The organism is Pedobacter frigiditerrae (genome assembly GCF_004331645.1).
Lineage (GTDB): Bacteria > Bacteroidota > Bacteroidia > Sphingobacteriales > Sphingobacteriaceae > Pedobacter > Pedobacter frigiditerrae.
Map to the genome: position 1 here is coordinate 261,069 of NZ_SJSK01000005.1, position 26,529 is coordinate 287,597.

15 protein-coding genes are annotated in these 26,529 nt (G+C 39.9%); 4 read left to right on the plus strand and 11 right to left on the minus strand.

Going from position 1 to position 26,529, the window contains the following annotated elements:
• Positions 1-102: 102 nt before the first annotated feature.
• The gene (locus tag EZ428_RS18720; protein ID WP_131554732.1) at positions 103-453 is read right to left on the minus strand and encodes a YciI family protein; all 351 of its coding nucleotides are present in this window, start codon (positions 451-453) and stop codon (positions 103-105) included.
• A gap of 92 nt (positions 454-545) precedes the next feature.
• Between EZ428_RS18720 and EZ428_RS18725 the strand changes: the two genes are divergently transcribed.
• A complete protein-coding gene (locus EZ428_RS18725; RefSeq protein WP_131554733.1) occupies positions 546-926 on the plus strand; it encodes a winged helix-turn-helix transcriptional regulator in 381 nt (126 codons plus the stop codon).
• A gap of 228 nt (positions 927-1,154) precedes the next feature.
• Here EZ428_RS18725 and EZ428_RS18730 read toward each other — a convergent pair whose 3' ends face one another.
• The 8 genes from EZ428_RS18730 to EZ428_RS18765 form a co-directional block, all read right to left on the minus strand.
• Complete coding sequence (locus EZ428_RS18730) at positions 1,155-2,498, minus strand: DUF1593 domain-containing protein (RefSeq protein WP_131554734.1); 1,344 nt, start codon at positions 2,496-2,498, stop codon at positions 1,155-1,157.
• Between the two features lie 1,070 nt (positions 2,499-3,568).
• Positions 3,569-4,900: an alpha/beta hydrolase family protein gene (locus EZ428_RS18735; protein WP_165501820.1), complete on the minus strand. Its 1,332-nt coding sequence runs from the start codon at positions 4,898-4,900 to the stop codon at positions 3,569-3,571.
• 595 nt (positions 4,901-5,495) lie between these two features.
• Positions 5,496-6,425, minus strand: a complete 930-nt coding sequence (locus EZ428_RS24315) for a PKD domain-containing protein (RefSeq protein ID WP_165501821.1) — start codon at positions 6,423-6,425, stop codon at positions 5,496-5,498.
• 169 nt (positions 6,426-6,594) lie between these two features.
• The gene (locus tag EZ428_RS18745; RefSeq protein WP_131554737.1) at positions 6,595-8,439 is read right to left on the minus strand and encodes a RagB/SusD family nutrient uptake outer membrane protein; all 1,845 of its coding nucleotides are present in this window, start codon (positions 8,437-8,439) and stop codon (positions 6,595-6,597) included.
• Between the two features lie 107 nt (positions 8,440-8,546).
• Entirely contained in the window at positions 8,547-11,396 is a 2,850-nt protein-coding gene (locus EZ428_RS18750; RefSeq protein ID WP_131554738.1) for a SusC/RagA family TonB-linked outer membrane protein, read from the minus strand.
• Between the two features lie 53 nt (positions 11,397-11,449).
• On the minus strand, positions 11,450-13,336 hold the full coding sequence (locus tag EZ428_RS18755) for a RagB/SusD family nutrient uptake outer membrane protein (RefSeq protein WP_131554739.1): 1,887 nt from the start codon (positions 13,334-13,336) through the stop codon (positions 11,450-11,452).
• Between the two features lie 12 nt (positions 13,337-13,348).
• Positions 13,349-16,837, minus strand: a complete 3,489-nt coding sequence (locus EZ428_RS18760; RefSeq protein WP_131554740.1) for a SusC/RagA family TonB-linked outer membrane protein — start codon at positions 16,835-16,837, stop codon at positions 13,349-13,351.
• A 144-nt stretch (positions 16,838-16,981) separates the two neighbouring features.
• A complete protein-coding gene (locus EZ428_RS18765; protein WP_131554741.1) occupies positions 16,982-18,073 on the minus strand; it encodes a FecR family protein in 1,092 nt (363 codons plus the stop codon).
• A 556-nt stretch (positions 18,074-18,629) separates the two neighbouring features.
• Between EZ428_RS18765 and EZ428_RS18770 the strand changes: the two genes are divergently transcribed.
• Genes EZ428_RS18770 through EZ428_RS18780 form a run of 3 tightly spaced genes read left to right on the plus strand, consistent with a single transcriptional unit; the run spans position 18,630 to position 21,762 of the window.
• Positions 18,630-19,169 (plus strand): gluconate 2-dehydrogenase subunit 3 family protein, encoded by a 540-nt coding sequence (locus tag EZ428_RS18770; RefSeq protein ID WP_131554742.1) that lies wholly within the window; start codon positions 18,630-18,632, stop codon positions 19,167-19,169.
• Positions 19,162-20,838, plus strand: a complete 1,677-nt coding sequence (locus EZ428_RS18775; RefSeq protein WP_131554743.1) for a GMC oxidoreductase — start codon at positions 19,162-19,164, stop codon at positions 20,836-20,838. Before EZ428_RS18770 ends, EZ428_RS18775 begins: the two co-directional genes overlap by 8 nt.
• Positions 20,839-20,850: 12 nt before the next feature.
• The gene (locus EZ428_RS18780) at positions 20,851-21,762 is read left to right on the plus strand and encodes a sugar phosphate isomerase/epimerase family protein (protein ID WP_131554744.1); all 912 of its coding nucleotides are present in this window, start codon (positions 20,851-20,853) and stop codon (positions 21,760-21,762) included.
• Positions 21,763-22,026: 264 nt separating this feature from the next.
• Here the strand turns inward: EZ428_RS18780 and EZ428_RS18785 are convergent, their stop codons facing one another.
• Positions 22,027-24,681, minus strand: coding sequence for a glycoside hydrolase family 3 C-terminal domain-containing protein (locus EZ428_RS18785; protein WP_165501822.1), 2,655 nt, complete (start codon positions 24,679-24,681; stop codon positions 22,027-22,029).
• Between the two features lie 302 nt (positions 24,682-24,983).
• On the minus strand, positions 24,984-26,462 hold the full coding sequence (locus tag EZ428_RS18790) for a glycoside hydrolase family protein (RefSeq protein ID WP_131554746.1): 1,479 nt from the start codon (positions 26,460-26,462) through the stop codon (positions 24,984-24,986).
• Positions 26,463-26,529: the final 67 nt, after the last annotated feature.

Here is a 26,529-nt window from a genome sequence, read left to right on the forward strand (position 1 = left end):
GTTAGTATTTAATTGAATAAGTCCAAAATTTTGCAGAATAATTTTTGGCCACTGTCTTAGGATAGTCAACCCAATTATCCATGTAAATTTGAGAGTCGGACATTAATTTCCCGATTGCTGAACTGGGCGAACTTCTACTCTTCCGTTCTCTTCAAAAATGGGACACCCCTTTGCAATCTCTACAGCCTCGTTAATGTCTTTTGCGTTAACGATGAGATAACCACCAACCATTTCTTTGGCTTCGATAAAAGGACCATCTGTCACGACTTTATTTTTTCCGTTTACCTGTTTGCCGGTGGTTTGAAGAGGTTCTCCCCCTGCAAGGATTCCTTTCTGACCAAGACCCTGCTGCCAGGTCACCCATGATTGAATGTATGCCTTAACGTCCTTTGAATCTTTGGCAGTTTGGAGGTGAGTGTCACCGCCTCTGAATAAAAACATAAATTTTTCCATTTCCTTTTTTTAAACTCTTTTATTTACTTTTGTACTGCAAATAACCAATGTTAAAATTAAATAAACAAGTAGGACACTAAAAACTAGTATGTATGAAAAATAATACTAATGCTGATAATCAATCAATTGAAACTAAAAAAACTTTTATTTTTGATGAAAATACTTGCCCCGTAACTGCTACAATGAAAGTTTTGGGAGGCAAATGGAAGCCTATTCTTATCAATGCAATCTATTTTACGGCTCCAGCAAGGTTTGGCGAATTGAAACGTAGTGTAATAGGCATCACGCAATCTATGCTTACACAACAGCTAAGAGAATTGGAAGACGATGGTATTATTAACAGAAAAATTTATGCTGAGATTCCACCAAAGGTAGAATACACTTTAACTGAGTTTGGACTCACATTGTCACCTGTGATACAAACAATGGCTAAATGGGGAGAAGAATACAAAATGAAAAAGCAAAAGGTGTAATGGGCTAAAATTTCTTACTCTTTAAGTTAGACACATAATTTTATAATCATGCTTTCATATTCACAAAATTTTGTCTCAATGCTGTTTAGAAAAAACAAAAATGTCCACTCGGCTTATTTTAAGAGGTTTTAAGCATCAAAAAGAGTCTAGAATACTAGCCCTCGGAGAACAAAACCGAAATTGTTTAAGATTTAGGAATTTTCATAAACTTATCAGCGCAGCTGGCTTCTATGGTTTGACCTTAATAATGATCCGTTGATAGGAAACAAGTTTTGGCAAGCCATTATCCGTTACTTCAAGGATGATATGAATAGTTCCTTCCTTTTTTTCCTTTGGAACCATGAAATACATCTTATCGTGGGATTCCCCAATGATACGTACAAGGCCATCATGAGTACCTGCTTCTTTATATTGCCACCATTTAAAAGTTATTTTGTTCCCATCGGGGTCAATTGTGCCTTTGGCACTCAGGTTGATGATTTTGCCAGGCTTGGCGGTTATCTCTGTTTTTCCACCAAATTTTACAACAGGGGGATGGTTGGCATCGCCATATTTATCAGCTACGCACCAGTCTAGCCGAGCTTCAAAATCATTGTTTACCTGATTTACCCATCGCTTTAACGGGATAAGCACATCGCCATCATCTTTTGCATCGGCATAAACATTTGCAAAATTAGGGAGCTTCTCAAAACGCCCTCCCCACCCGCCATAGGAAGGATTTTCGTAATTTCTCAAACCTGTATTCATCGTGTACATGAACGATGGTGAATCGCCTTCGCTAATGTAATTTTGGGGATAAAGTGCCCCTAATTGCCCATGGTTGGTCTTTACCTCCTTTGCAATGAAAGTATTTGTGGTGGTTTGTATTTTATAGGCCCATGTTTTGTTAAATGCATCCGAATAAAGCATGGTAACTTTAGGATGATAGGTTTCTATGTAATTGCCAGCATCATCCTGATACCAAATATTGTACATCACTACTTTAGAAACAGCTCTTTCGTATTCTTTAGGATATTCAGTTTTTAACTTATAGAACGCTTTAGAAGCGGTATTGCCCCCACCCCAGACCTCAATGTAAACGGGGCTAGGGTCGTTGCTTAACAACACTTCAACTATCCTGTCAGAACCCGGAGTATTTAACCACTTATCTGGCATATACTGTACCCTCGCACCCGGCTTTTGTGCAGCTCGTTCCTCACGTGAAACCACATCGCTCAGGTGACTAAAATCCTCATCTCCAACAAAACTTTTGCGCCTTATTTCATCTGCAGTTGGATATCCTGGATTATGTTTTATTAAGTTTTGATATACTTTTCCATAAGCATCAAGCTGCTTTTCATACCAATCTTCCTTGCTGTGCCCATTTTTCTGGTAGCAGGAATTTGTTTCTATAACAGCCTGTAAGTCAATATCGCAAGTGTAAAGTAGAAAACGTACCATTGAGCTATGATCATCAACTTCACCATCGGTCATGACTATAACACGGGGCTTTTTTCCGCTGGTTTGCGCAAGGATGCTGCAGGGAAGTAATATCGCTACTAAACAGAGTAGTGTTTTTTTGAATTGGTTCATTTATTTATGGCGTAATTGAATAAAAAAAATGTATAATGACCATGTACATGTTTATCTTTTATTTGTCTTAACTATTAACAATATAGGTAATTCCTTTTTTTGTTTGGAAACTGATCGTATATCCAAATGATTTTTTAATTGATTCTACTTTAACCCCTTGAACTTTTATAGGTGTTGAAGTTCTTAATCTCAGTATTCCTCCACTAGACGATATGATTTTGGATTGATTGGAACCCTAGTCATTGGCAGCCAGAGATAATGATTTTTTCATAGTTTAAAGTTATGGATAATTGCTATTTATCATACAAAGGTCCTCCCCTAAAAAAGTAGATAGAAAAATAGCTTTAAATTCTAGGTAATGTTAACCAACGATCAAACCTTCGTTAATTCAGATTAATGACGTCAAATAACCCGTGATCACCCTTACCCTGCATAGACTAGGGCAAAATTGGCTTTTACCCAACCCAGTTCTCTCTTATTTTACCTTCAGTCACACGAAAGAAACAATTGAAGTCTGCGATTAGTCTTTCACCTGAGGGGGCAAAATTTATCAGATCGCCTCATTGCATGCCTGAAAATTTTATTCTCGCAGCAACCAGCTACCCTTCTTCAATTAAAAAAGATTATTGTTTCTTGTAGGTCAGGAAATGAAGCTAATTCTGCCTGATGAAATTTAATCAAACCAATATTCGTTTCTATTTTGTTGGTTCAGATGGGCTATGTCTTACAAAGTCTTCGTGAACCATGGACAACACCCTATTCCAATCTTTTTGGTTTGTAGCTGCAAGTAAATTCAGGCCCAACTCAAACCTGCCAAACGTTACCTTAAACCTAAAGACGATACAATAAGCCTTAAAAAGCTTTTCTATCTTGATAAACACTGTTAGCGGGTCTTCGATCTCACCTATATATTTTTCGCAATTCAAAACCCAAGATCGTCAATTTTGAATTTGCAACAAAGGCTGGGCTGAAATCACCATTTAAACATTACCGTCATCAATAGACAAACCAATGATTGGTTTGTCTATCTACTAAGCTTATGACTTTAATTAAATGTTATCCGCAGTTGGTCAAGGCCTTGAATTGCCCAAATTGATTGGCTTTCGGACAATGCCAGGATAACGTTCAGCAATTGAGTCCATATCAGTGAAATTATTGGATTGCGCACCAGAAAAAAAAGCATTTAAAATATCAACGGTCATAGTTTGAGTCTTAAATGGAATTTGGCCAAATTCTTGAAAGTGGCTCGCCAAAAAACGAGCGGGAAAGGAAAGCAAAAGCGGTGCATCAGTAAAACTGTAATGGTCAGCTTCGGCAATCTCATATCGATAACCCCCTTCAAACTGCTGAAATAGCTTTTTATTTCCATTTTGATATCTCAGGAAACGATCCCCATCCTCCTTTTTACTTTCTATCAATAAGAAAGGGTGTGCACCATTTGGTTTTGGCAATTCACCATATAATGTCCCGTCAATGTTGGCAGCAGCTTTAATTCGGGAATCACATGCCATTGCCACTGCACCAGAAGCGCCACCTAAGGAATGGCCCGTAATGAAGATGCGATTTTGGTCAAGAGATAACAAGAAATTGTCAGGACTTGCCTTTAAATTACCTAATTGATTTAACACAAACCGCACATCAGCGATTCGCGTATGAAGTCGATCTTCCATAAACTTCATCAGGTTAGGACGTGCATCTGAATGGTTTTCAATAGTAGTAACGATCTTTCCATTAGCCAGTTTCACAATCATGGCCTCATAAGGATGATCTATCGCCAACACTACGTATCCATGGCTAGCAAGGTCCGCAATAAGACTCGTATAAAAGGCTCGAGAAGCACCGTTCCCTGTCAAAAAAATGATTACAGGCCATTGTTCCTGTTCCTTGGATATTGGTGCATCCAATATGCCATAGGTATTGATTTGGTCATACTGATCAAATATCCATTTAGGAAGGGGTCCTATTTTTTCTGGTAAACTACCCAATCCGTCCAGGTAACCAGAATGAGAACCCTTTATGTTTTCTTCTGAGGGGTACCATACTTGAAGCACAACATTCCTCTTGTCATTTAAGTCTGAAGTTATCTTTTCTGCCCTACCATGATCCACCCACCTAAAAATCCTGGTACCTACTTTATAGTCACCTCGTGGCTTTGTCAATTCCGGAACAGGTAGTAAAATTGACCAGGGAAGTATGGAGGTGAACAGCATGAGTACCATAAGAAACCGCAATAGCCTCCTTTTAATTTTACTAAGATGATTTTTTGAAAATATCGTCATCATCACCATCAACAATATCAAAAAATAGCTTGGGAGATAATGCCAGTAAAAACCATAACTCAGCAATTGTATAAGTGCCAGCAATATGGTCAAAGCGATACATGGTTTTAAAACACTGTTCATCCGTTTGGATATTAGGATCGAACAGGATACCAATGTTAGGATTGTTATTAAAAAAACTATGTCTATAATATGCATTTGAACTGCTAAACCTTGTTAGAGATTTACTTATTTGACGAAACCTGCATATCTATTGTTACTGTATTTAAGGAAAATATTTCCGCACCTGTCAATCAGAAAAATCTTTGAGTGCGGAAGTTTGAGTACCACAACAAGAGATAATTCCAATTGAGGAATATAATTGAAAACAGCCTTAATATCTGTCGTTCAGCCGGTCATAATCGTAATTTCCTTGTTTTTTAACGCTTAGGATTAACTGTTATTTTTTACGAAGGCAGTTGGCACATGGTCACAGTTTTAAATATCTCAAAAAATTACTTACGCTTAAAACTGACTTTTTGATGGATATAAGTTAACAGGCCCATACAATCCCCAGAGGAAGACAAAGTATTGGCTGGTGCAAACTTACCAGCCAATATTAAAATCCATCAAACTTTGAAATTACTGACCGAGTTTATACGATCGACCTATTAGGTTTAGTATTTTAGATACCTTATGCTAATGCAATTTTAAGCAGTAAAACAATATGTTATATAAATTAGGGAATAGTTACTGAAACCATTTTAGCAGATTTATATTTACCTGTTGGGTCTGTAACGGTAAGTTTAACCTCATAGTTGCCAGCAGCCACATAATTTCGCGTAGCAGCGGCAGTGGCAGCCGTCCCTCCATCACCAAATGTCCAGGCAAAAGCCGCACCATTGGTGGACGTACTGGTTACATTCAGTTGCTTACCAATGACCACATAAGTAAAATCTGCCGTCGGTAATGTGAAAGGCGTTGTTAAGGTTGATTTATTTACTTCCTGTGTTACGCCCAACACCGTTAAGCTTACATTATAGGGGCCTGCACCAGGGTAAACATGTTTGGGAGCGAGCTCATTACTGCTTGTACCGTCACCAAAATTCCAAATATACCTTAAACCGTTTTTAGAAGTGTTGGTAAAATTAACCTGCCTTTCGATCAAAGGATCACTAACGGAGGTAAACGACGCTTCAGGAAATAAAAATTTGGTATCAATCAATATTACCGTCGTGCTGAGATTCCGGTTAACTTTAACATCCGAACTTTCTATTTTTAAAGCTACAGCATATTTTTTACCTGGGTTCGCTGACAAAAAAGCCAAATCGACAACCAAGTTAAACATTCCTACCGTAGCCCCATCTGCTATCACAGCAGAGGATGGAAATGAATACTTTCCTTCCGGAAGTAATACGGCATCAAGGATGATGTTCTTTTTTGCCTGTAACCTAGGTATCGTATCATTATCCACCTTAATGTTCACGTTCACATTTCCCTTTATCGAAACACCGCCCCGACCTATACCTAAGGGAATGTTTAAATGGTTACCCGTCAAATCCGCCTGGTACCTATAAGTTTGGCCCGGGACCGCTACCAACGATACCCTGTAGACACCATCCAGAACACCATCATAGTTTATTCTCTCTGCAAATGAGGTAGCAGTCATGTACAATGACTGATCCGGAAAAGCAGCATCTTCTTTTTTTATAGGGCTACAGCCCGAAACAATTGCAAGACTACCTAATACCAGGGCCAGGAATTGTATACGTATTGATTTTAATATTAACATTTTCAGTATAGTTAAGTATTGAACTTGAATAATTGGATATCACTCCTTACCATAAAGGATTTTGTACCAATCCCTTGGCAACCGTGAGCTCTGAATAGGCAATGGGATAGAAATACATCTTCGAACTGAAGACGCGTTCCTCAACCTTAACCTTATTGTGCACAAAAGTGTTCCTGGTATTTCCAGTTATGCTTACCCCTAAAACATCAGCCTTTAAATTAGTCTCATCCATCCAGCGGCGCAAATCCCAATAACGGTGATCTTCAAAGGCAAGTTCAACCCTTCTTTCATTTCGGATTCTTGCCTGCATAGCTGATTGACTTAATCCAACTGGCAGAGGTGGCATACTCACCGGACTTGTAGCAGTAACACCACTACCTCTACTGCGCACCAAATTAACATATTTGGCTATGTCAGCATTACCGGGATTATATTCATTTAGTGCCTCGGCATAATTGAGATAAACTTCCGACAGACGGAACAACACCCAATTATGTACAGCAGTATTGTTGTTGGAAAGGTTTAAGCCTTCCTGGACATATTTTCTAATATAATAACCCGTGCGGGAAGCGTTCGCCTTTGGCGCTGCATCCAACCCGTTGATATAGGTCTGCACAAACCTAGCAGTGGTACCAAATGTTACACCATAACTATTCGTGGGGGTGTTTGCTATACCATTGGTCACTATGTTATAATTTAACCTCGGGTCTCGTGTTACAGACGTAGCAACCGTACTGGCAGGAGCAATAAAATTATAGATATTAGTCACATGAGTAGCATTTGCCCAATCAAATTCAGTGCTTGTTGCAGTGGTTACCCCAGTACCCGTTTTAACTTCGTAGGCATCTACCAAGTTTTGAGTAGGTGTTGTTAAACCTCCCCCAGAAGGATACCCAACTGGGTAGTTGTTACGTTCAAATTGATTGCTTGCCGTAGAAGTATTAACCGTTAAGAAAACCTCACCTATATTGAAATTGTTTAACAAGAATAAATCCCTGTAATTAGGGTTCAAGCCAACCCCATTGGCCGTGGCCACGTCAATTAAGCTTTTGGCAGCATTGGCCGCATCTTCCCAACGTTTGGCACGCGGCACGCCACTTAAGGATATGAATTCAGGCTTTGAATAACCTCCAGCCCAAGATGGATTATTGAAAAGGTCACTAGCCGCATACAACAGCATCCTGCTTTTCAGCGCCATGGCCGTGTATTTATTTACTCTTCTACCTATCAACGAAGCATCATAGGCAGTCAAATCAGCATAAGGAGGCAATTGTGGAGCAGAGACATCACATTCATTGACAATGAACTTGATGCACTCATCCAAAGACGCACGAGGAATTTGTGAAAAATCCGTATCCACCAGCGATAAAGATTCCTTGACCAAAGGCACACCGCCATATCTTTTTACTAACTCAAAATAATAATAGGCACGCAACACCCTGGCTTCGAATTCCCATCTTTTAATTTCGGCAGACTTAGTCGCAAACTCGGTTTGAGCTGCAGCATTAGGATTGTTTTTCAGGTAATTCAAGTCAATCTTATCAAGTGAAACCAGTGCCTGATTGGCAGCACGAATCATTCGATAGTACTTGAACCACACATCATCCGGATTATTTACCGTATTTACGCCTCCAGTATTAAATGACTGAACAGATGCATTTCGATCTGTATGTTCGGCTTCGTCAGTGGCAGAAGCCATCATCGCATTACCCATGTAAAACATGCCATCAGGCAAGCCCGTGTACAGATTTGCAATTTCTCGGCTTTTGTTGATATAAACTTTATCCACCAAGTCCCTTCCTATAGAGGTACTGATTTCCCTGTCAAGCTTTTGGCAGCTAAAGGTCATGAATACAGCACATAAGGCTATTAAATATTTAATATTTTTCATCTTCTATTTTTTTGTAACCATGATAGATAATCTTGCTTATAGTTCTCCATACTCATTGAATTATCAATCATCGTTTGTTCATTTTTAATACAGATCTCTATTCGACATTACCTAAGCTGAATTTTTGTTCCGATAACGAATGTTCTCATCACCGGGTAACCACCTAGGGATTCCGGATCTCCGTATTCAATCCTATCTAATGAAAATAAGTTAGTGCCTGTTACGAAAAACCTAGCGGAAGCTAATTTCACCTTATTAGAGATTTTATCCGGTAAGGTATACCCAAATTCCGCACTTCGCATCTTTATAAAACTAGCGTCACGATCCCAAAAAGACGAACCTTCAAAATTATTCAGGTTGTTAACCGATGAAAGTCTTGGATAAGTGGCTGAAGCAGCTGTCTCGGGAGTCCATCTTCCCAACGCAATAGGCGTTATGGAACCATTGTTTTGAAAGGCCTGAAAAAGGCTTCCAGTCAAATACACAGAATTACCTGTTACCGCTTGAAAAACCATATTTAAATCAAATCCCTTAAACTGAAAGCCCGTATTTAAGCCCAGGGTAACATTAGGCGTACCTGGTTTACCAACTGGAACACGATCATTTTCATCTATGATGCCGTCTTTAAAGCCCAAACTACCGCCAATATCTTCATATTTGAGATCGCCAGCCTGTACTGCCACCCCTGGACGGGTTGGATATTTTCCTGGATTGATTTTACTATCCGCTATTTCTTCAGCAGTGAAGAAACCGATAGCCCTTAACCTTAAGGGCTGACCGATAAGCTGACCATCATTAGTCAAACCGCTGTTTAGCTGTGCTATTTGCCCCGAATAGATGTTTTTATTTTTAAAGTATGAGAAGTTAGTTTCTGCGTAATATTTAAACTTTTTATTCGGTTTGCTATTTAAGCGTAATGAAACTTCCAATCCTTGGCTTGAAGTCTTACCCAAATTAAGCAAGGATGCCGTTGCTCCTACATAATTGGGAACAATTGCCGCCGAAGATACCAGCTGATCAAACCTATCCCTTTTAAAAATATCAAAATTGATGTCGAGCATTTTAAAAACAGTGGCATCAAAACCCAAGTTCAGGTTTTTTTCCTTTTCCCATGTAGCTATGGGATTGGCGATCGTACCTTCAATACCGTTAAAGCTATACTCTTGCACATAAGGATAGCGATTACCTCCAATATTATCATTACCGGTTAATCCGTAGGAAGCCCTGATTTTTAAAAAGCCTATGGATGCGTTGTTTTTCAAAAAGTTTTCATTGGAAAGAATCCATCCCACAGATCCCGCCGGAAAAAAACCGTAACGCAAACCAGGGGCAAAATTATCTGTGCCCATGTATCCCGCAGAAAATTCTGCGATATACTTGTTATTGTAAACATAGGTTAAGCGGGTAGCCGAACCGTTATGACGATAAGGGTCACTCAAGGCACCGTTGTTGGGTGTATTTGAAATATCCCTTACCTCGTTATCCGTGTTGATCATGACCATGGCAGCAACGCTATGGTTACCAAAAACCCTTGCATAATTTAATGATCCCTGCACTTCAAAATTTCGGTATTGGTTACGGGTTATTTCGGCAGCACTTAGAGAGGTTCGTGTACCAAGGGCCAAACCCAAATTTGGATTCCCTTTAGAATCGAGCGATCCTAGAGAAGGAAAACGCTCATATGTTTTATTTTTCTCAGAACCAGCAACTACGTAATTATTAATAGAAACAACACCCGATGCACTTAATCCCTTAACGATCATATCCAATTGCTGAATGGCACGTAACGATGTCTGCAAGGTACGGCCATTGGACTGGTCATAGCCGGTAGCCAGTAAATTAGCTACTGGATTTCCGCTATACAAACTACTACCTCCAAAACTGCCATTGCTGTTACGCACCGGGAATGCATTGGCTGGTAGAGATTGAATTAAATTGAACGTATTTGCCGTTGTGTATTCCCAAGGGTTGACTTTATTTTCTACAGAACCACCAATATTAAACACAATCGCAAGTCGTTTTGAAAGGTTAATGTCAATATTAGTCCTAAAATTATACCTATTGTATTTAGAATTAGAGCTTTCGGGGTCTAAATCACCAAAATTTTTAAAGAGACCTGCATTGCTTACCGCGTTAAGGAGTACAAAATACTTCACATTGTTATCTCCACCGGTAAGGTTTAAATTATAGCTGGAAACCGGAGCTGATTTACGCAACACCTCGTCATACCAATTCACATTCGGATACAGGTATTTATTTTCTCCTGATCTGTAACCATTAATTGCAGCTTCGCTATATAGTTCTGCAAGTCCGTCATTTCTTCTGGCCTCGTTATTTAAAAAAGCGTAATCGCCTGCATCCAGGAATTCAGGTAGCTGCGCTGCCTGGCTAAAACCCTGTTTGGTACTAAAATCAATTTTTAAGCCGCCGGCATTACCTCTTTTCGTGGTAACCACCAAAACACCGTTTGCTCCTCTACCACCGTATACAGCTGTTGTTACCGCATCTTTAAGTAGTGTAATCGATTCTATCTCCTCGGGAACAAGACTAGAAAAAATACTTCCGATACCACTGCCGCCCCCTACAAATCCATCAACTATGATCAATGGAGAAGATGCTCCAGTGTTAAAATTATTCCTTCCGCGGGACAACAAGCCCGGAGAGGCAACGCCCGGCTCCGAATTTCCCTGACTAACCGTTAAACCAGCTAACCTGCCATATAGGGTATTGCCCAGATTGGTATTGAAATTTTGTTCTATTGTGGCTCCCTTAACGACAGACACAGATCCTGTTATAAATTTTGATGCCTGGGTTCCATACCCTATATTTTTAAGTTCTTCCGTTTTATCCCTCGTTTTAATCGAATCTACCGTAGTGACTTGAGCACTGGAAAATTCGAAAAACACAGATAAAAAAACTGAGATCAAAAATAAACGCCTTTGATATTTCAATTTCATATAAATGATTTTACTTGAGTTATTTTGACAAATAGTTATAAGTTCCACTCGCATTACCAGCCTGGATTTTGTATCAGACCGCCTTTTTGTACTTCTGTTAATACAAAAGGATGTAGGTACATATTTTTGGTAAACGTGCGGATTTCGAATGTATAAGGTTCCCAGCTATAGGTAACAGGAGTTCCTGCATTCTTTTTGATTTTGATACCCAGCATGTTACCACGCATCACTCCTTCATCTTCAGCAACCAACCAACGTCTAATATCCCACATGCGATGGTCATCAAACGCCATTTCAACAGCACGTTCATTGCGAACGCGATCTCTGAAAGCTGCTTGCGAAAGACCAGCTATAGCCGGCATACCAGAACGTGCACGGACATAATTAACAGCGTCATATATATTATTGGGGATAACTGGCGCTGAGGCAGACCCTGTTGTTGCTGCACTGGCTGTCGAAAACTCATTTAGCGCTTCAGCATAGTTAAGGTAAAACTCGTTTAACCGCAAAATAATGTCAAGTGGCACATTGTTTCCGGTACGGTAGCGATTTGGCAGCAATTTACGCATCCAATGCCCAGCAATATTATTTTTGTTTAAAGGCACATTGTCAAATAGTTCAAAAACAGTAGCACCTACCGCCAAATACCCGTTGTTATACACCAAACTCTGCTTAAATCTAGGATCAAGATTACGATATATGGCATCGAGGTCGCTTCCACCACTTGACCAATCCTGTTTTGTTCCGTCACGTTTTTCGTACTTTTTAACGTGGTTGAGCGTTACGTTCAGTCCCGACCAAGTAGCGGTTCCAGGAGAGGTTGGAGCGAAAAGATTCCAGGGAGCGTTACCTAAATTGGCAGCGGGATAACCCTGAAAAGTAAGGATGATCTCTGAATTATTATACTCTGCCCATGAAAACTCGTAGTTACCGATAACCGGTACTGTTCCTGGAGTTATAAATGGAGATGTAGGCAATGGCCCGCTCCTATCGATTACTGGATATTTGCCTAACTCGTTACCTGCTACATTTACCAAAGAAATTCCGCAAGACGGTGCGATTTGAATTACTTCCAAAGCGGCATCAGCGGCAAGCTTCCATCTGTTCACATCATAATTTCCAAGACAAATCAATTTTTCATCCGCCTTATTTGGCATCGCAAGGTATGGAGTTGCGGTATTGAACATTGGACTGGCAGCATATAACAAGGCTCTTGCTTTGATCGCGTAGGGAACAAGCTTCGTTATTCTACCTTTCAAAGAATTAGATTGCGTAACCGGCAGAGCACCAGATAGGATCGCATCATCACATTCTTTAACAATAAAATTAAAACACTCCATTACGGAATTGCGAGGAATGACGGCAAAGTCACCAGGGGTATATAATCCTGTTATTATAGGTACACCACCATATCTTTTAACCATTTCCAGGTACAAAAACGCCCGTATCGACTGCACTTCCGCGATTACCTGCTTTTTGTAAGCATCAGTAATATCGGGCACATTATCGACATTTTTTAAAAACAGCGCAATTTGTCTCAACGCGGTAAAACGCTGGTAAAAGCGATAGTCCTCATTCTTGATAATATTTGTGGCATTTATTGTTCCGGTATTCCAGGCGATGGCTGCACCAAAAGATTGTTCGGACAGGTCGGATTCATCGGTCATGTCTGACGTTGGGTGATAAACATCTGTATTACCGATTGCTGGGCCTGTTATCGAGAGTGTGGCATCCCTATAAGGAATCTGAGACGGCAATCCGAATTTGTAAATTGTATTCAAGTAAATATCAAGATTTGTTACCGAACTAAAAGCTACACTCTCATTTACATCCACTCCAGGAGCCTTATCAAGAAAATTTTCTATTTTTTTACAGGAGTTTGTCGTTAAACAGATCAGTCCGCAGATAATTGGAGTGATCAGAGTTCTAAATTTTTTCATCCTATTTCGTAATTAAAAGTTAACGTTTAACCCTAAATTCAATGTTCTCGTCAAAGGATAGGGTTCCGTATTGACATCTCCGGTAGAAACATTTTCTGGGTCTATTCCTGGAAGCATTTTACTCCAGGTAAACAGATTATTTCCCGTGCAATAAAGCCTCAAAGACGATATGCCGGCTTTTTTAAGAAGGCTAGCATTGAAGACATAGCCTAGCTCCACGTTTTTCACCCGCAAATATGACGCATCGGCTAACCACTGGGAGCCATTTGCGTTTTGGCTAGGCGCACCTCTACTAAGACGAGGGAATTTAATGGGCAACCCCTGGGCGTACCTTTCTGGCGTCCAGCTTTCTATCAAGTAGCTAGGCGTACCTTCTGGCACAGTTGCCTGCCAACCCTGTCCCTTTTGGAAACGAGTGTAATAATAGGATACATTGGAAACGCCTTGAAATAATACGGAAATATCGAAAGATTTATATCGGCCATACAATGAAATGCCGTAAGTTTTTTCAGGAAGATTGCTATAACCGAGTGGAATCTGATCATCTGAGTTGATAAAGCCATCGCTGTTGATATCTCTGAATTTCACGTCGCCAGGCTGTATTCTAGGCGCACCATCATAAACCGGACGACTTGGATCATTAACTTCATCCCAGGTGTTGAACAGTCCGTCCGATAATAAATAATAGCCCTGACCTAAACGTTGCCCCGTTCTAAGGAGGTAGGGATATGCTGGAACAATCTCATCTCTAAAAAGCACCTTGTTCCGTGCAAAGCTAAAGTTTCCTCCAATACGGTAATCCAAACCCCTGAATTTGTTGCTATAAGTTAGTTCACCTTCGTATCCCCTATTGTTCATGCGACCGATATTTAAGGCCGGTTGAAGAAATCCTACCATTGCACTGATATTATTTGGCGACAATAGAATGCTGTTTCTGCGCTCGTCAAAAACCTCGGCTACCAACCTCAATTTGTCCGCAAAAAAATTCGCTTCAATGGCTACATTTGCAGTTTTTTTACGCTCCCAAGTTACTTCTGTATTTCCAGCCCTGCCTTCTCTAATGCCAGGAAAACCAGCTATTGAGCCAGGTGGAATACCGAAGTAATAGGTATTACCTGTGGGGGTGTATGAAGATTCGCGATACAGGAAACGACTGTTGGCATCGTTGATGTCACCAATGCGGTCATTACCGGTAACCCCATAAGAAGCCCTTAATTTCACAAAAGAAACAATATCATTTTTTGGGAAAAAAGACTCAAGCGTTGGTACCCAACCAACAGACCCAGCTGGGAAAAACCCGAATTGTTTTCCCGGAGCAAAATTTTCGGTCCCATTATAGGCTCCATTAAAATCAGCCAGGTACTTTCCTTTATAATTGTAGGTAACCCTAGCCACGACACTCTGATAAGCATTAGATACGCCAAAAGCATATGCTGGATCAAAATTCTTTTGTTGATCGTAAAGAAGTAAGCCCGAAACATTATGTGAACCAAATACACGCTGATAGTCAATAGAAAATTGAGCAAAAAGCCTTCTACGGTTTAAATTGGTTTGGGCGAAGTTAAATGATGTTGGGGTATTTGACGCTGGCTCTAAAACATAGCCTCCAGTAGTTACCGGGCGAGCTATATAAGTTTGTAAAGATTTAGAGTTGGTGATATCCTGACCATTATAGGTCTGTGTAGAGATCATACCATGTACACCTAAACCAGCGGTTATGAAATCTAGCATGTGATCTAATTTCAGACTACCGTTCAAGTTATTGCGGTAACTACGTTTGATGCCGCCGGCACCGCTAGCGGTAAGAAATGAAAACAATGGATTGTTTCCGCCGCCAACCAAGTCCACAATCTTGCCATCGATAATACCGGGGGCGCCCATCGGTGCAGCTCTACCGACATCCGCAACAAGCCTGTCTGTACCGACATTGCTGTTGTTTAACTTTCTGTTCTCGCTTTGAGATGACAGATCCAAGGCGATTTTAAACCTCTTTGTGATATCGAAATTAAAGTTAGAGCGAAAGTTATAGCGCTTGTAAGTAGAATTTACATTATAATCCAATTCATTTATTTCACTGAAATCATTAAATAAACCATCCTGACTAAATATACCTGCGGAGATAAAATACCTAAGCCTTTTCTGTCCGCCGCTAACATTTATATTGTGGGAAGACTGACCAGAGGTTTTTTTCAGCATCAAATCATACCAGTTTATATTTGGATACAATACTGGGTCGGATCCCGTCCTGAATTTTTCAAGCTCTTCATCCGACCACCTTAAAGGCGTATTTGCCTGTAAATTATAACGGTCAAGCTCAATGCCTTTGTTCCACGATTTAGCATAATCATAAGAATTCATTGTCTCTCTAAGTCCAGTAAACGAATTACTGGCTGCGTTGAAGGTATAGCTGATTGTCGCTTTACCTTCTTTACCACGTTTAGTAGTAATTAACAATACACCATTGGCCCCTCTGATACCATAAACGGCAGTAGCCGATGCATCTTTAAGTATTGAAAGTGTCTCAATCTCATTGGGATCGATATTATTATAGTTTTCTACCTGAATACCATCTACCAAAACCAGCGGATCTTGTGCGCCACTAAAGTTACTGAAGGTACCAACACCACGGATCCGAATGGTTGAACCATCCCTGCCTGGCTCGCCACCACCCTGGGTAGCAAACAGGCCTGGCATCCGTCCCACTAAGGAGTTACTGATGTTCGCCACTGGAGATTGCACCAGTTCTTTCGTCGTAATAGATGACACCGAACCTGTTACCGTAGGTTTTTTCTGTGTACCATAACCCACTATTACCACATCATTCAAATTGCTCCTTGATGCTGCAAGTTCAATCTTAAATGTTGTGTTAGATCCCACACGTACTTCCTGGGTGGTAAAACCAACACTTGTAAATACAAGTATGGCATTTTCATCGCTCACGCGTAATTTAAAAAATCCTTTTGCATCCGTGATTGCAATGACCTTGGTCCCCTTAACCACAACAGACACACCAGGCAGGGGTAAATTTGGTGCTTCGAGAACATAACCCGAAACTTCGATATCAGCCACTGCAGTATTATTTCTCTGTAAATCAGTTAAACCCAAAAGGTTTGGTTCCATACTAGTGGAAGCCGTTATCTTTTTGTTAATGAACAATACTATTTGTTGATCAACAACCCTGTACCCAATATCATACTGAGCGAGGTCACTTAAAAAATCAATTAACTTTTTGTTTTTAAAGGAATAGGTTATTTTCCTGTCGGCTTTAATTGTGCTAGGAATAAAGCTAAACTCTATTTCAGTTTGCTTTCTAATGGAATTGAGAACCCGCAAAAGCGTTTCATCCTTCACATCCATATTTATCCGTTTTTCCAGGAGATCCTGGGCGTTCACTGCTTTCGCATGCATAGCACATACAAAACATACAGCAAACAAAATCTGCACAAATGTTATTCGTAGGACATGAGCTGCAGAAGCAAATAATTGTTGTTTAAATTTCATACATATATTTGGTTTTGGTCAATTATTAATTTCGTTCAAAACTTATGGATAAGTCGTAGAACATACCTCAAGCACGTATACTCAAGGCTGCTGTGTACAGCAATTCAGGTTGGAGGGTAGAAGTTTTTAATCATATCTTGGGGTTTATATATTGTTATTATTGGATTTCAACAGTATTTTGGTTCCGTTAACTTCATATTGGGAGTTGGTTGCCAAACAAATAATCTTAAGCTTCTCGAATAATTCACTCATAGAGACATCGCCAACAAATGCACTCTCATACAGCTCTTCATTGTCTACTATAATTTCAACGCCGTAATCTGCCTCAATGGATTTTAAAATTTGGGATAAGCGAGTAGGAACAGTGAAATTGTAACGTTGTTTGATCAATTTACTCCTTATCCTGTTTCGTGAATCATATTGAAGGGGTATTGGGTTTGCTACCAAAGTTGCTTTAAAATACCTTTTTTTGGTATCATAAATAGCTTTTTGATTTGGGGTAATGATCAATTTTACATCCCTTTGCTCGGTTTTAACAAGCTGATTATTCTCATATACCTGCACCTGCCCCGTTAAAACATCAACCTCTACGTTTCCAGATTTTCTGTTGGTATGTACTTTAAAAGAAGTACCCAATACTTTCGTTACCACCTTATCATAAAACACATAAAAAGGCCTATTGGGGTTTTTGGTTACCTGGAAATTAGCCTGTCCTTCTAAGTAAACTTCCCGCTTTTCGGAAAACCTTGCTTTAGAATAATACAAGCAAGAGCCCGGATTCAATGCAATCTCACTTCCATCTGGCAATAGAACAGTTTGTAGTTTTTGGGATGTATTTTTTATCTTCTCAGAACTTAGCGCCTTAAAATCATTGATAAAGGAGTTTCTATTTAAAATGCGATCATAAAATATCCATCCAGCCCCAGCAATAATTAAAACGGATGCCGCAATAAACCATTTATTAAAAAAGCGCATTGTTCCCTGCCTAGCCACCGCAACTTTTTCCTGCTCCTTAGCGATGGACAGAATGTTTCTCATAATATTTTGAGAATCGCACTCCGCAATGGTGATTAAGCTTTCATCTGCCCCATCGCTACAAATATCCATTTGAGCACAAATTAAATGTTCGTATTTACCAGATGAAATCATTTCAAAAAGCTCGTCGTGATCCTCTAGGGAAATATTTCCCTCGACATATCGGTTCAACAAAACGCTAAATCTTTTTTCTGTATTCATGTTATTTGTATGGCTAGTCTAGCCACTTATACCTACTAGACATCCAGAAAACCCTGAAGGAGTACAGGCGTATTGATTTATATGAAATAAAGTCATGACAACCATTATGTTATTATCAACCGTGATTTAATTCGCCCCCATTTTTTCATTCTAGTTATTGCCCACGATAAATCCGACGTTTTAAAAACCCAGTCCAAAACACAAAGGCATTAAATTGAGATAAGGATTCCTGCTGAAGAACCATTAAAAGCCCCTACATTTTTAAAATGCTAAATAAGGCATTTCAGCCTTGCTTTTAACAATTTGGGTAAAATAAATATAGGTCAGCTCATTTTTGAATAGGTAAAAAAATAACTTTGCTGGAATTAGCAGAAACCTTGTGGAAATAAACAGACACTCTCCCCTTTTGAATTATTGATTGTTATTTCCAACGGAAATAGCAGCTGACAAATAATATTTCACATTGTACGCTACAAGCTCCTTGAGATTGTCTTGTTCATAAACCACATGGTTTTATTGCACCTTTAGTGAGCTAAACACTAATAAAAATGGTTACATGGATAGACGGATTTGGATAAAACAGATTACCATCTGCGGAGCAGCTATACTCTTGATGCCTGCCTGCATCAACAAGACTGGTCCGATATCGGCAACGCTGAAAAATATTTCGCTTACATGGACCGAAGAAGATTTACTTGCCCAATTAGCAGAAATCATAATACCAGAAACAAACACTCCGGGAGCCAAAACCTTAAAAATCCCTCAATTTTTACTCACTATGATAGATGACTGTTACGACCAAACCGAACAGCAAATGTACCTCAACGGACTTAGGCAGCTAGACCAGTATTCAAAAAGACATAACGACATACCCTTTTTAGATTTAGGATGGGATAAAAAGTTGAACCTTTTAAGGGCCATAAATAAAAGCAACCCGAAGGAGGAAGATTTAACCTTTTTTTTGAAAGAAACAAGGCACCTGGTTATAAGAGGGTATAACACATCAGCGTATTTCATGACCAAGGTAATTCCTTATGAAATGATACCGGGAAGATTTAATGGATGTGTAAAGGTAAAGAAGGCAAAAAATGTTTGATGCAATCGTAATTGGCTCTGGAATGTCTGGGGGATGGGCGGCAAAGGAACTTACAGAAAAAGGCTTAAAGACGTTATTAATTGAAAGTGGCCGCAATGTAGAGCACATTAAAGATTACCCAACCACCAATATGCAACCCTGGGAATTTGCACACAGAGGCACCGTACCTTACCAAACAAAACAACTCTATAAAACCGTAAATAAACATTACATCTTTGATGAAAGTACACTGCATTTCTTGAAAAAAGACGCTAGGCAGGAATATATCCAGGAAAAGCCATTCGACTGGATAAGAGGCGACCAAGTTGGCGGGCGCTCCTTACTATGGGCAAGACATACCCAACGATGGAGCGATTATGATTTTGAAGGTCCTTTACGGGATGGATTTGCTGTCGACTGGCCTATACGCTATAAAGATCTTGCACCATGGTACAGTCATGTTGAAAAATTTATAGGCATTTCTGGTAACCGCGATGGTTTGGATGTATTGCCCGATGGTGAATTTCTGCCTCCTTTTGACATGACTTGCGCAGAAAAACATTTACAAAGCATTATTAACAAAACTTACACGGATAGGAATTTAATCATTGCACGGGTAGCCCACCTTACCAGCCCTACCAACATCCATCTTCAACAAGGACGTGGTAAGTGCCAAAACCGTGACCTGTGTGCTAGAGGATGCCCTTTCGGCGGCTATTTTTCCAGCAATTCCTCCACCATTCCATGGGCGCAAAAAACGGGAAATCTCACCTTAATTACAGACGCTATGGTTCATTCTATCGTATATGATGAGCACAACAAAAAAGCCACCGGCGTAAAAGTAATTGATACTATTACCCAAAAAACAGAAGTGTACAGTGCTAAAATAATCTTCGTAAATGCATCTGCCTTGGGCACAAATTCGGTCTTGCTCAATTCAACATCCTCTCGTTTTCCAAACGGGATTGGTAATGATAACGGTTTACTGGGCAAATTTGTAGGTTTTCATAATTACCGTGGTAAGGTCTCTGCCGAATTTGACGGACTTAAAGAATTTACTACCGACGGACGGAGACCTGGAGCGAGCTTCATGCCGCGATTTAGAAACGTACATAAACAGGAAACAGACTTCTTACGAGGTTATAACACGGTAATAGGCTCAAATCGCCCACATATTGCTTACCGAGAGGATTATGGTGAGGCCTTAAAAAACAATATAGACAGCAAGGCTGAGGGAAAATGGCAAATTTATGCACAGATGATGGGTGAAACCATACCCAAGATAACGAATATGGTATCACTGGATCCGGTTAAAAAAGATAGTTATGGTATTCCGCAGCTCCGCGTTAACGTGACTTACGATGACAATGACGAAAAAATGCTTCAAGATTTTTTTGCCCAGTTCACCGAAATGTTTAACAAAGCAGGTTTCAGCAATATTGAAACTAAAGATACCAAACGCAATCCAGGCAATGAAAACCATGAAATGGGTGGCGTTAGAATGGGCCATGACCCTAAAACCTCACTTATAAATAAGTGGAACCAGCTACATGCCTGTCCAAATGTTTTTGTTACCGATGGTGCATGCATGACTTCCATGTCATCGCAAAACCCATCGCTTACCTATATGGCATTAACGGCCCGAGCAGCCAATTACGCCGCCGATGAAGTAAAAAAAGGAAATTTATAAAATCGATCGAGCATGAAAAACATCAATAGAAAAGAATTTATAAAATACTCATCCATTGCATTGGCATCCTTATCCTTCACCGATAAAACATCTTTATTTACAGGTAACATTCCAAAATTATCTTTTTCCACGCTAGGTTGCCCCAAATGGGATCTCCCCCAAATCATAAATTTTGCTTCAGTTCATGGCTATCAAGGTATTGAAATACGGGTAATTGCCGGAGAGTTAGACCTCCCCAAATCTCCTTGGTTCAACGCCAGCAGAATGGCAGACACCAAACGGATGATAAGCGATAAAAAACTGATCATAACAGATTTAGGCTCATCCGCTCAGCTGCATCATACCAATAAAACCGAACTTGATAAAAACATAAACGAAGCCAAACGATTTATAGACCTGGCATCTCAATTAGAATGTACCTATGTACGGGTGTTTCCAGAAAAATTATTAAATGGCGATTTACGCAAGAAATCTTTAGATACGATAATTCAAAACCTTAAACTATTAGGCGATTTTGCTAAAAAAAGTAACGTAAAGGTATTATTGGAATCTCACGGTGACCTGGTGGAAATGGATGAACTGCAATATGTGATGCAACAAACCGAAAACAATAATGTGGGTATGATATGGGATATTCACAACATGTGGGCCATTACTAAACAACCTCCTACAGCAGTATTTAAAAAGCTTTCCCCCTACATCAAACACGTACACGTAAAAGATGCAAAAATGATAGATGGCAAGGAACAGTATGTGCTGACAGGAAAAGGGGATGTACCTTTAAAAGAAGCCCTAAACCTTTTGTATCAATCAAACTATGAAGGATTTTACAGCTTAGAGTGGGAAAAAATGTGGCATCCGGAAATAGAAGAGCCTGAAATCGCCTTAGCTCAATATCCTTCTGCAGTTAAAAAATATTTCTAACAGTTTAATCTCCGCATTAAATAATTTACCACAAAAAAAAATTGCCAATACATCAACTCGGTAGGTCTCCATATATTGGGGTACACCATGCCATTAAGTAACCATGCTGGTTTACACCTAAGTTTTTGACAACAGGTGTCATCACTAGGATATCCCAAATGATTACCTAATAGCAGGGGTACACCACAGCTATTTGAGCCACGTTTCATTTAGTAAAAATGGATGATGCCACCCCTGCAAAAAAGCCAAGGGTATGCATCTAGGTTATAACGTCTTACTTTTTCCTTCCAGTTTTATGGTACCTTGAACACCGGTTGCCGATGTCTGCTTAGTAGCCACTACTTTCTGAGGTTGCCCCCCTCCTATTGATATCATAACATTTCCAGGATGAATAACGGCATCGCCATTATTTTCAATTACCGATAAATCTGCTGGTTTAATAGTAAATGAAACGGTTTTCTTTTGTCCTTTTTTCAAAGATACTTTTTGAAAGCCCTTTAAGGTACGAAAAGGAACAGGTACGCTGGCATTTATATGTTTCAAGTACAACTGAACTACTTCATCACCATCTCGCTCTCCCGTATTTTGTACATCCGCAGTAACCGTGATTGGCTGATTTACCAGAGAGGATTTTTTCATTTTAATGTTTGAATAAGAAAAAGTGGTATAACTCAAACCGTAACCAAACTGGTACAAGGGTTTTCCCTCAAAAAACCGATAAGTCCTGCCTTTCATGTTGTAATCCTCAAATGCCGGAAGGTCATTTTCTGAGGTATAATAAGTCAAGGGTAATTTTCCAGAAGGATTATAATCCCCAAACAATACATCAGCGATAGCGGTACCCCCTTTTTGACCGCCATACCAAGCTTCTACTATAGCTGGTAAATTTTGATTTTCCCAGTTTATGGCTAATGCACTACCGTTAAGCAGCACCAAAACCACTGGCTTGCCCAAGGCATGAATCTCCTTTATTAAGTCCTGCTGAACCTGCGGCAACTGAAGTTTAACCCGATCTCCCCCGTTAAAACCATCCAATTTAACTTCCATTTCCTCTCCCTCTAATCTTGGGGATAGGCCCATGCACATCACCACCACATCGGCTTGTTTTGCGATAGCTATCGCTTCTTGCCTTAAATCCACCCCAGGTAATTGCCATGATAACTTAAGCTGTGCATTGGGACCCCTGCTTGCGTATTTCACGGTAATCTTATGCATTTCTCCCTTTTTCAGTGCTAAAGTGGCCGAGCCATAACCCGGACTGTAGATGCTAGAAAAGAAAATTTGCTTTTTACCGTCTATGATCAATTCATATTGCTCACTGCCAAACATATTGAACACAAAATCGCCTGTGGCAGGTGCTTTTAAAAAGCCGTTCCATATCACACTAAAATTTTCATCATCCATGCCCGGTCTTGGGGCCTTGCCCATCCAGTTAAAATCAATTCCAGTATCCACACGGGTAAACAAAGGATTATTGCGAGCGGTGCTATCGTTATAATACTTGGCATTTAACCCTGGCTTTTCTCCCTTTTCATCTTGAAAAAGGTACTGAGCCCCAATAATATCTAAGGCTGGTGCACCTTCGGCATGTGCCGAACCTCGTGCATAAAGAACTTTTGCACCCGGTAGTTTTTCTTTTATACCCTCTAAAGGAGTAACAACGTGTCCCGGAAAACCATTGTAATTAGCCAACATAACTTCCTGATCATTCGCATTTGGCCCAATTACAGCCACCGTTTTAAGGCTTTTACGCAGGGGAAGCAATTTGTTGTTATTTTTCAATAATACGATTGATTTGCGAGCTGCCTCAAGAGAAAGATTTTGATGTGCTGCGCTTTCAACCACACTATACGGAATGTTTGCAAAAGGATTACTGGAAGCTTTATCGAACATCCCTAGTTTAAACCGGGCCGTGAATAAGCGTTTGATTGCAACATCTAAATCGCCTTCTGTAACCAGTCTTTGCTCAACAGCCTTATCCAAGGCATTAAAAATATCGCCGCACTCTAAATCTACCCCCGCTTTAATGGCCATGGCACAAGCTTCCTCTGGGCTTTTTACCACCTGATGTGTATTGGCCTTAAAAAAATCGTCAACTGCACCACAATCTGTCACGATAAAGCCGTTAAACTTCCATCGATTGCGCAAAATATCGGTAAGCAAATAACTGCTACCGCAGCAAGGTTCGTCTCTAAACCGGTTATAAGCGCACATGACTGAATAAACCCCGGCATCCTGGACAGCCATTTTGAAAGCTGGAGCGTAGGTTTCAAAAAAATCACGATCACTAACGTTGGCATTAAAACGGTGGCGAGAGCTTTCGGGTCCACTATGCACTGCAAAATGTTTAACCGTAGCAATGGTTTTAAAGTAGTTAGGATTATTACCTTGCAAACCTTTTATGAAGGAAGAAGCAATGGTGCCGGTTAAAAAAGGGTCTTCGCCGTATGTTTCCATACCCCTGCCCCATCTCGGGTCACGGAATATGTTGATGTTCGGTGTCCAGAAATTTAATCCCTGGTACATTCCTCTTTTATCCCGGCTAGAAAAATAGGTGTATTTAGCACGTGCCTCATCAGATATGGCTACAGCTACCTTTGATATTAAGGTAGTATCCCAACTGGCAGCCAAACCAATTGCCTGTGGAAACACGGTCGCCCGGCCTGCCCTGGCCACCCCGTGCAAACATTCATTCCACCAGTTATAGGCCGGAATAGCTAAATCTTGATTTTTAATGGCTGTACTTCTGTATTGTAAAAGCGCTATTTTATCTTTTAAACTCAATTTAGACACCAGGCTGTTTACACGCTGTTCGGTAGATAGTTTAGGATCGAGATAGGGTTGAGTTTGCGCTAACGTTGGCTCAATTGTTAATAGTTGAAAAACCAGGAAAGTAAGTAAAATATATTTATTGGTCATAATGTTATAGATCCATTTCAATTGGAAGATTCGGCGATACATGTATTAATTGCTTTGTTTGTTTTGCTGACGTTATTGGTTATCCTAAAAATAACTTTATCATAATTGAATAATTTTGGGTTGATACGTTAAGATGATAGTTTTCCCACTTATCCTTAAAGACACTGGAATTGCAACCATAGTGTACAGCCACTGTTTTTTTTAAACACACTTCGAAGACATCATCTATTTTCTTCTCAAGGCATGCTCATGATTTTCGAAAAACAGCAGCATTTATGTTAAGCACTTGTGAACTGATCATATTATTGGAAGGTGATATCATTAGCAAAGTTGTTTTTATCCATTTTAGCATCAGACAAGGACATCACCTTACTACCACCTAACATGAAATTTTTAAACTTTACCCCATTGATAGGACTATTGGCCGTGCCATAAAAATCACCTTCGTCTGGGTTTTTATCATCAATGGTTACATTCTCAAAAAGCCAGTTATTTATGCTTTTATAGCCCGATATAAAGCGTATAAACTTATTGGTATTATAACTGCTTGAATAAGGATGGGACTCGACCCTTAAATTACGGAAGGTGATGTCATTTACATTTAGGTTGGTGCCTGCATCTCCGTCTACCAATATTAATTCAGGGCCACCGTCTTTACCAATGAGATTGATGTTTTCAAAGGTAATATTAGAGGTGGATGCCTGATTACTCACCATGTATAGCCTGCCCCAGGGACCTCCCCATGCAACTATGTTAGAAATTTTACAATTGGTAGCGCCATGAGACATGAATACATCATCATTATTGAAGATAAAGCAATCATCAATGACGTGACCAGTTCCGTTTACCCAAATACCGTCTGAATTACCAGTCCAGGCCACAATTTTTAAATTACGCAACTGGTTATTGTTGGTCAAATTATCACTGTTGTAAAGTGGGATGGTCCAGCCGCAAGGATTAGCGATAATCAATCCCTCCATAACTAAATTACTTGTACCATTAGATTTAATAGCATTACGAGTACCCAAGAAACTAAGCTCTGTAGAAGTATGGGGCCACTCGCCCATGGCAAGAATGCCACGACCTTTAATACTTATATTTTTACTATTATACGGTAGCACAAATGAGCCTTCCACAACCGCACCTGCAGCGATGTAAACGCTTTCGTTGGAATTGACGATTTTCGACAGCCCGATATTGTGCACTCCAGGACCATAGTAATAAGTTGCCTTGGTATTAGGCACATCAGGAGCTTCTGCAAACAGAAAAAGTGGATTAAGCCTATTGTTTACCTCGATAGATAGTTTCCTTGGATCCGTAATCGTGAAAGTGACCACATTGCCGTTTTTTACAGGGTTTATACCGAAATTTAAGGGACGTATGGTAACACTATTAACGGTTGACTTGTACGTTATTTTTACATCGACTGCCGTATCCTTGAAAGAGAAACTGGTAAATGAAGCAGATAGCTGTGATTTTTTTGGCCCATTTGTGGCACCGAAATAATTATTTACCCAGTAGTTATCTGTTTTATAAACAAATAAAGGCTTGTATTCTGTTTCACCAGCTTTTTTTACTTCAACTGTATAATCATCCGATGAGGTAAGGTGCTCAACTGTTGAAAGATTTCCCGGAGAAGGGTAAATAATTAGCGATGAACCCGAAACGACTGGTTCAGGCGATATGCTTGCAGGAGATTTCCCTGCTTTTTTACAGGATGATAGGGATATAAAACTGCAAATTAAAATACTTGTAACCACAAAAATTTTTTTCTTATTCATATCAATTGTTAAAACGTGTGTAAATAATACTGCACATGAAACCCTTTTAGCTTCAAGTCGCCAATAT

Bases quoted from the DNA above. Each gene is read 5' to 3' on its own strand.
- EZ428_RS18720 (WP_131554732.1), bottom strand. From the start codon at position 453: ATGGAAAAATTTATGTTTTTATTCAGAGGCGGTGACACTCACCTCCAA.
- EZ428_RS18725 (WP_131554733.1), top strand. From the start codon at position 546: ATGAAAAATAATACTAATGCTGATAATCAATCAATTGAAACTAAAAAA.
- EZ428_RS18730 (WP_131554734.1), bottom strand. From the start codon at position 2,498: ATGAACCAATTCAAAAAAACACTACTCTGTTTAGTAGCGATATTACTT.
- EZ428_RS18735 (WP_165501820.1), bottom strand. From the start codon at position 4,900: ATGAACAGTGTTTTAAAACCATGTATCGCTTTGACCATATTGCTGGCA.
- EZ428_RS24315 (WP_165501821.1), bottom strand. From the start codon at position 6,425: ATGACTGCTACCTCATTTGCAGAGAGAATAAACTATGATGGTGTTCTG.
- EZ428_RS18745 (WP_131554737.1), bottom strand. From the start codon at position 8,439: ATGAAAAATATTAAATATTTAATAGCCTTATGTGCTGTATTCATGACC.
- EZ428_RS18750 (WP_131554738.1), bottom strand. From the start codon at position 11,396: ATGAAATTGAAATATCAAAGGCGTTTATTTTTGATCTCAGTTTTTTTA.
- EZ428_RS18755 (WP_131554739.1), bottom strand. From the start codon at position 13,336: ATGAAAAAATTTAGAACTCTGATCACTCCAATTATCTGCGGACTGATC.
- EZ428_RS18760 (WP_131554740.1), bottom strand. From the start codon at position 16,837: ATGAAATTTAAACAACAATTATTTGCTTCTGCAGCTCATGTCCTACGA.
- EZ428_RS18765 (WP_131554741.1), bottom strand. From the start codon at position 18,073: ATGAATACAGAAAAAAGATTTAGCGTTTTGTTGAACCGATATGTCGAG.
- EZ428_RS18770 (WP_131554742.1), top strand. From the start codon at position 18,630: ATGGATAGACGGATTTGGATAAAACAGATTACCATCTGCGGAGCAGCT.
- EZ428_RS18775 (WP_131554743.1), top strand. From the start codon at position 19,162: ATGTTTGATGCAATCGTAATTGGCTCTGGAATGTCTGGGGGATGGGCG.
- EZ428_RS18780 (WP_131554744.1), top strand. From the start codon at position 20,851: ATGAAAAACATCAATAGAAAAGAATTTATAAAATACTCATCCATTGCA.
- EZ428_RS18785 (WP_165501822.1), bottom strand. From the start codon at position 24,681: ATGACCAATAAATATATTTTACTTACTTTCCTGGTTTTTCAACTATTA.
- EZ428_RS18790 (WP_131554746.1), bottom strand. From the start codon at position 26,462: ATGAATAAGAAAAAAATTTTTGTGGTTACAAGTATTTTAATTTGCAGT.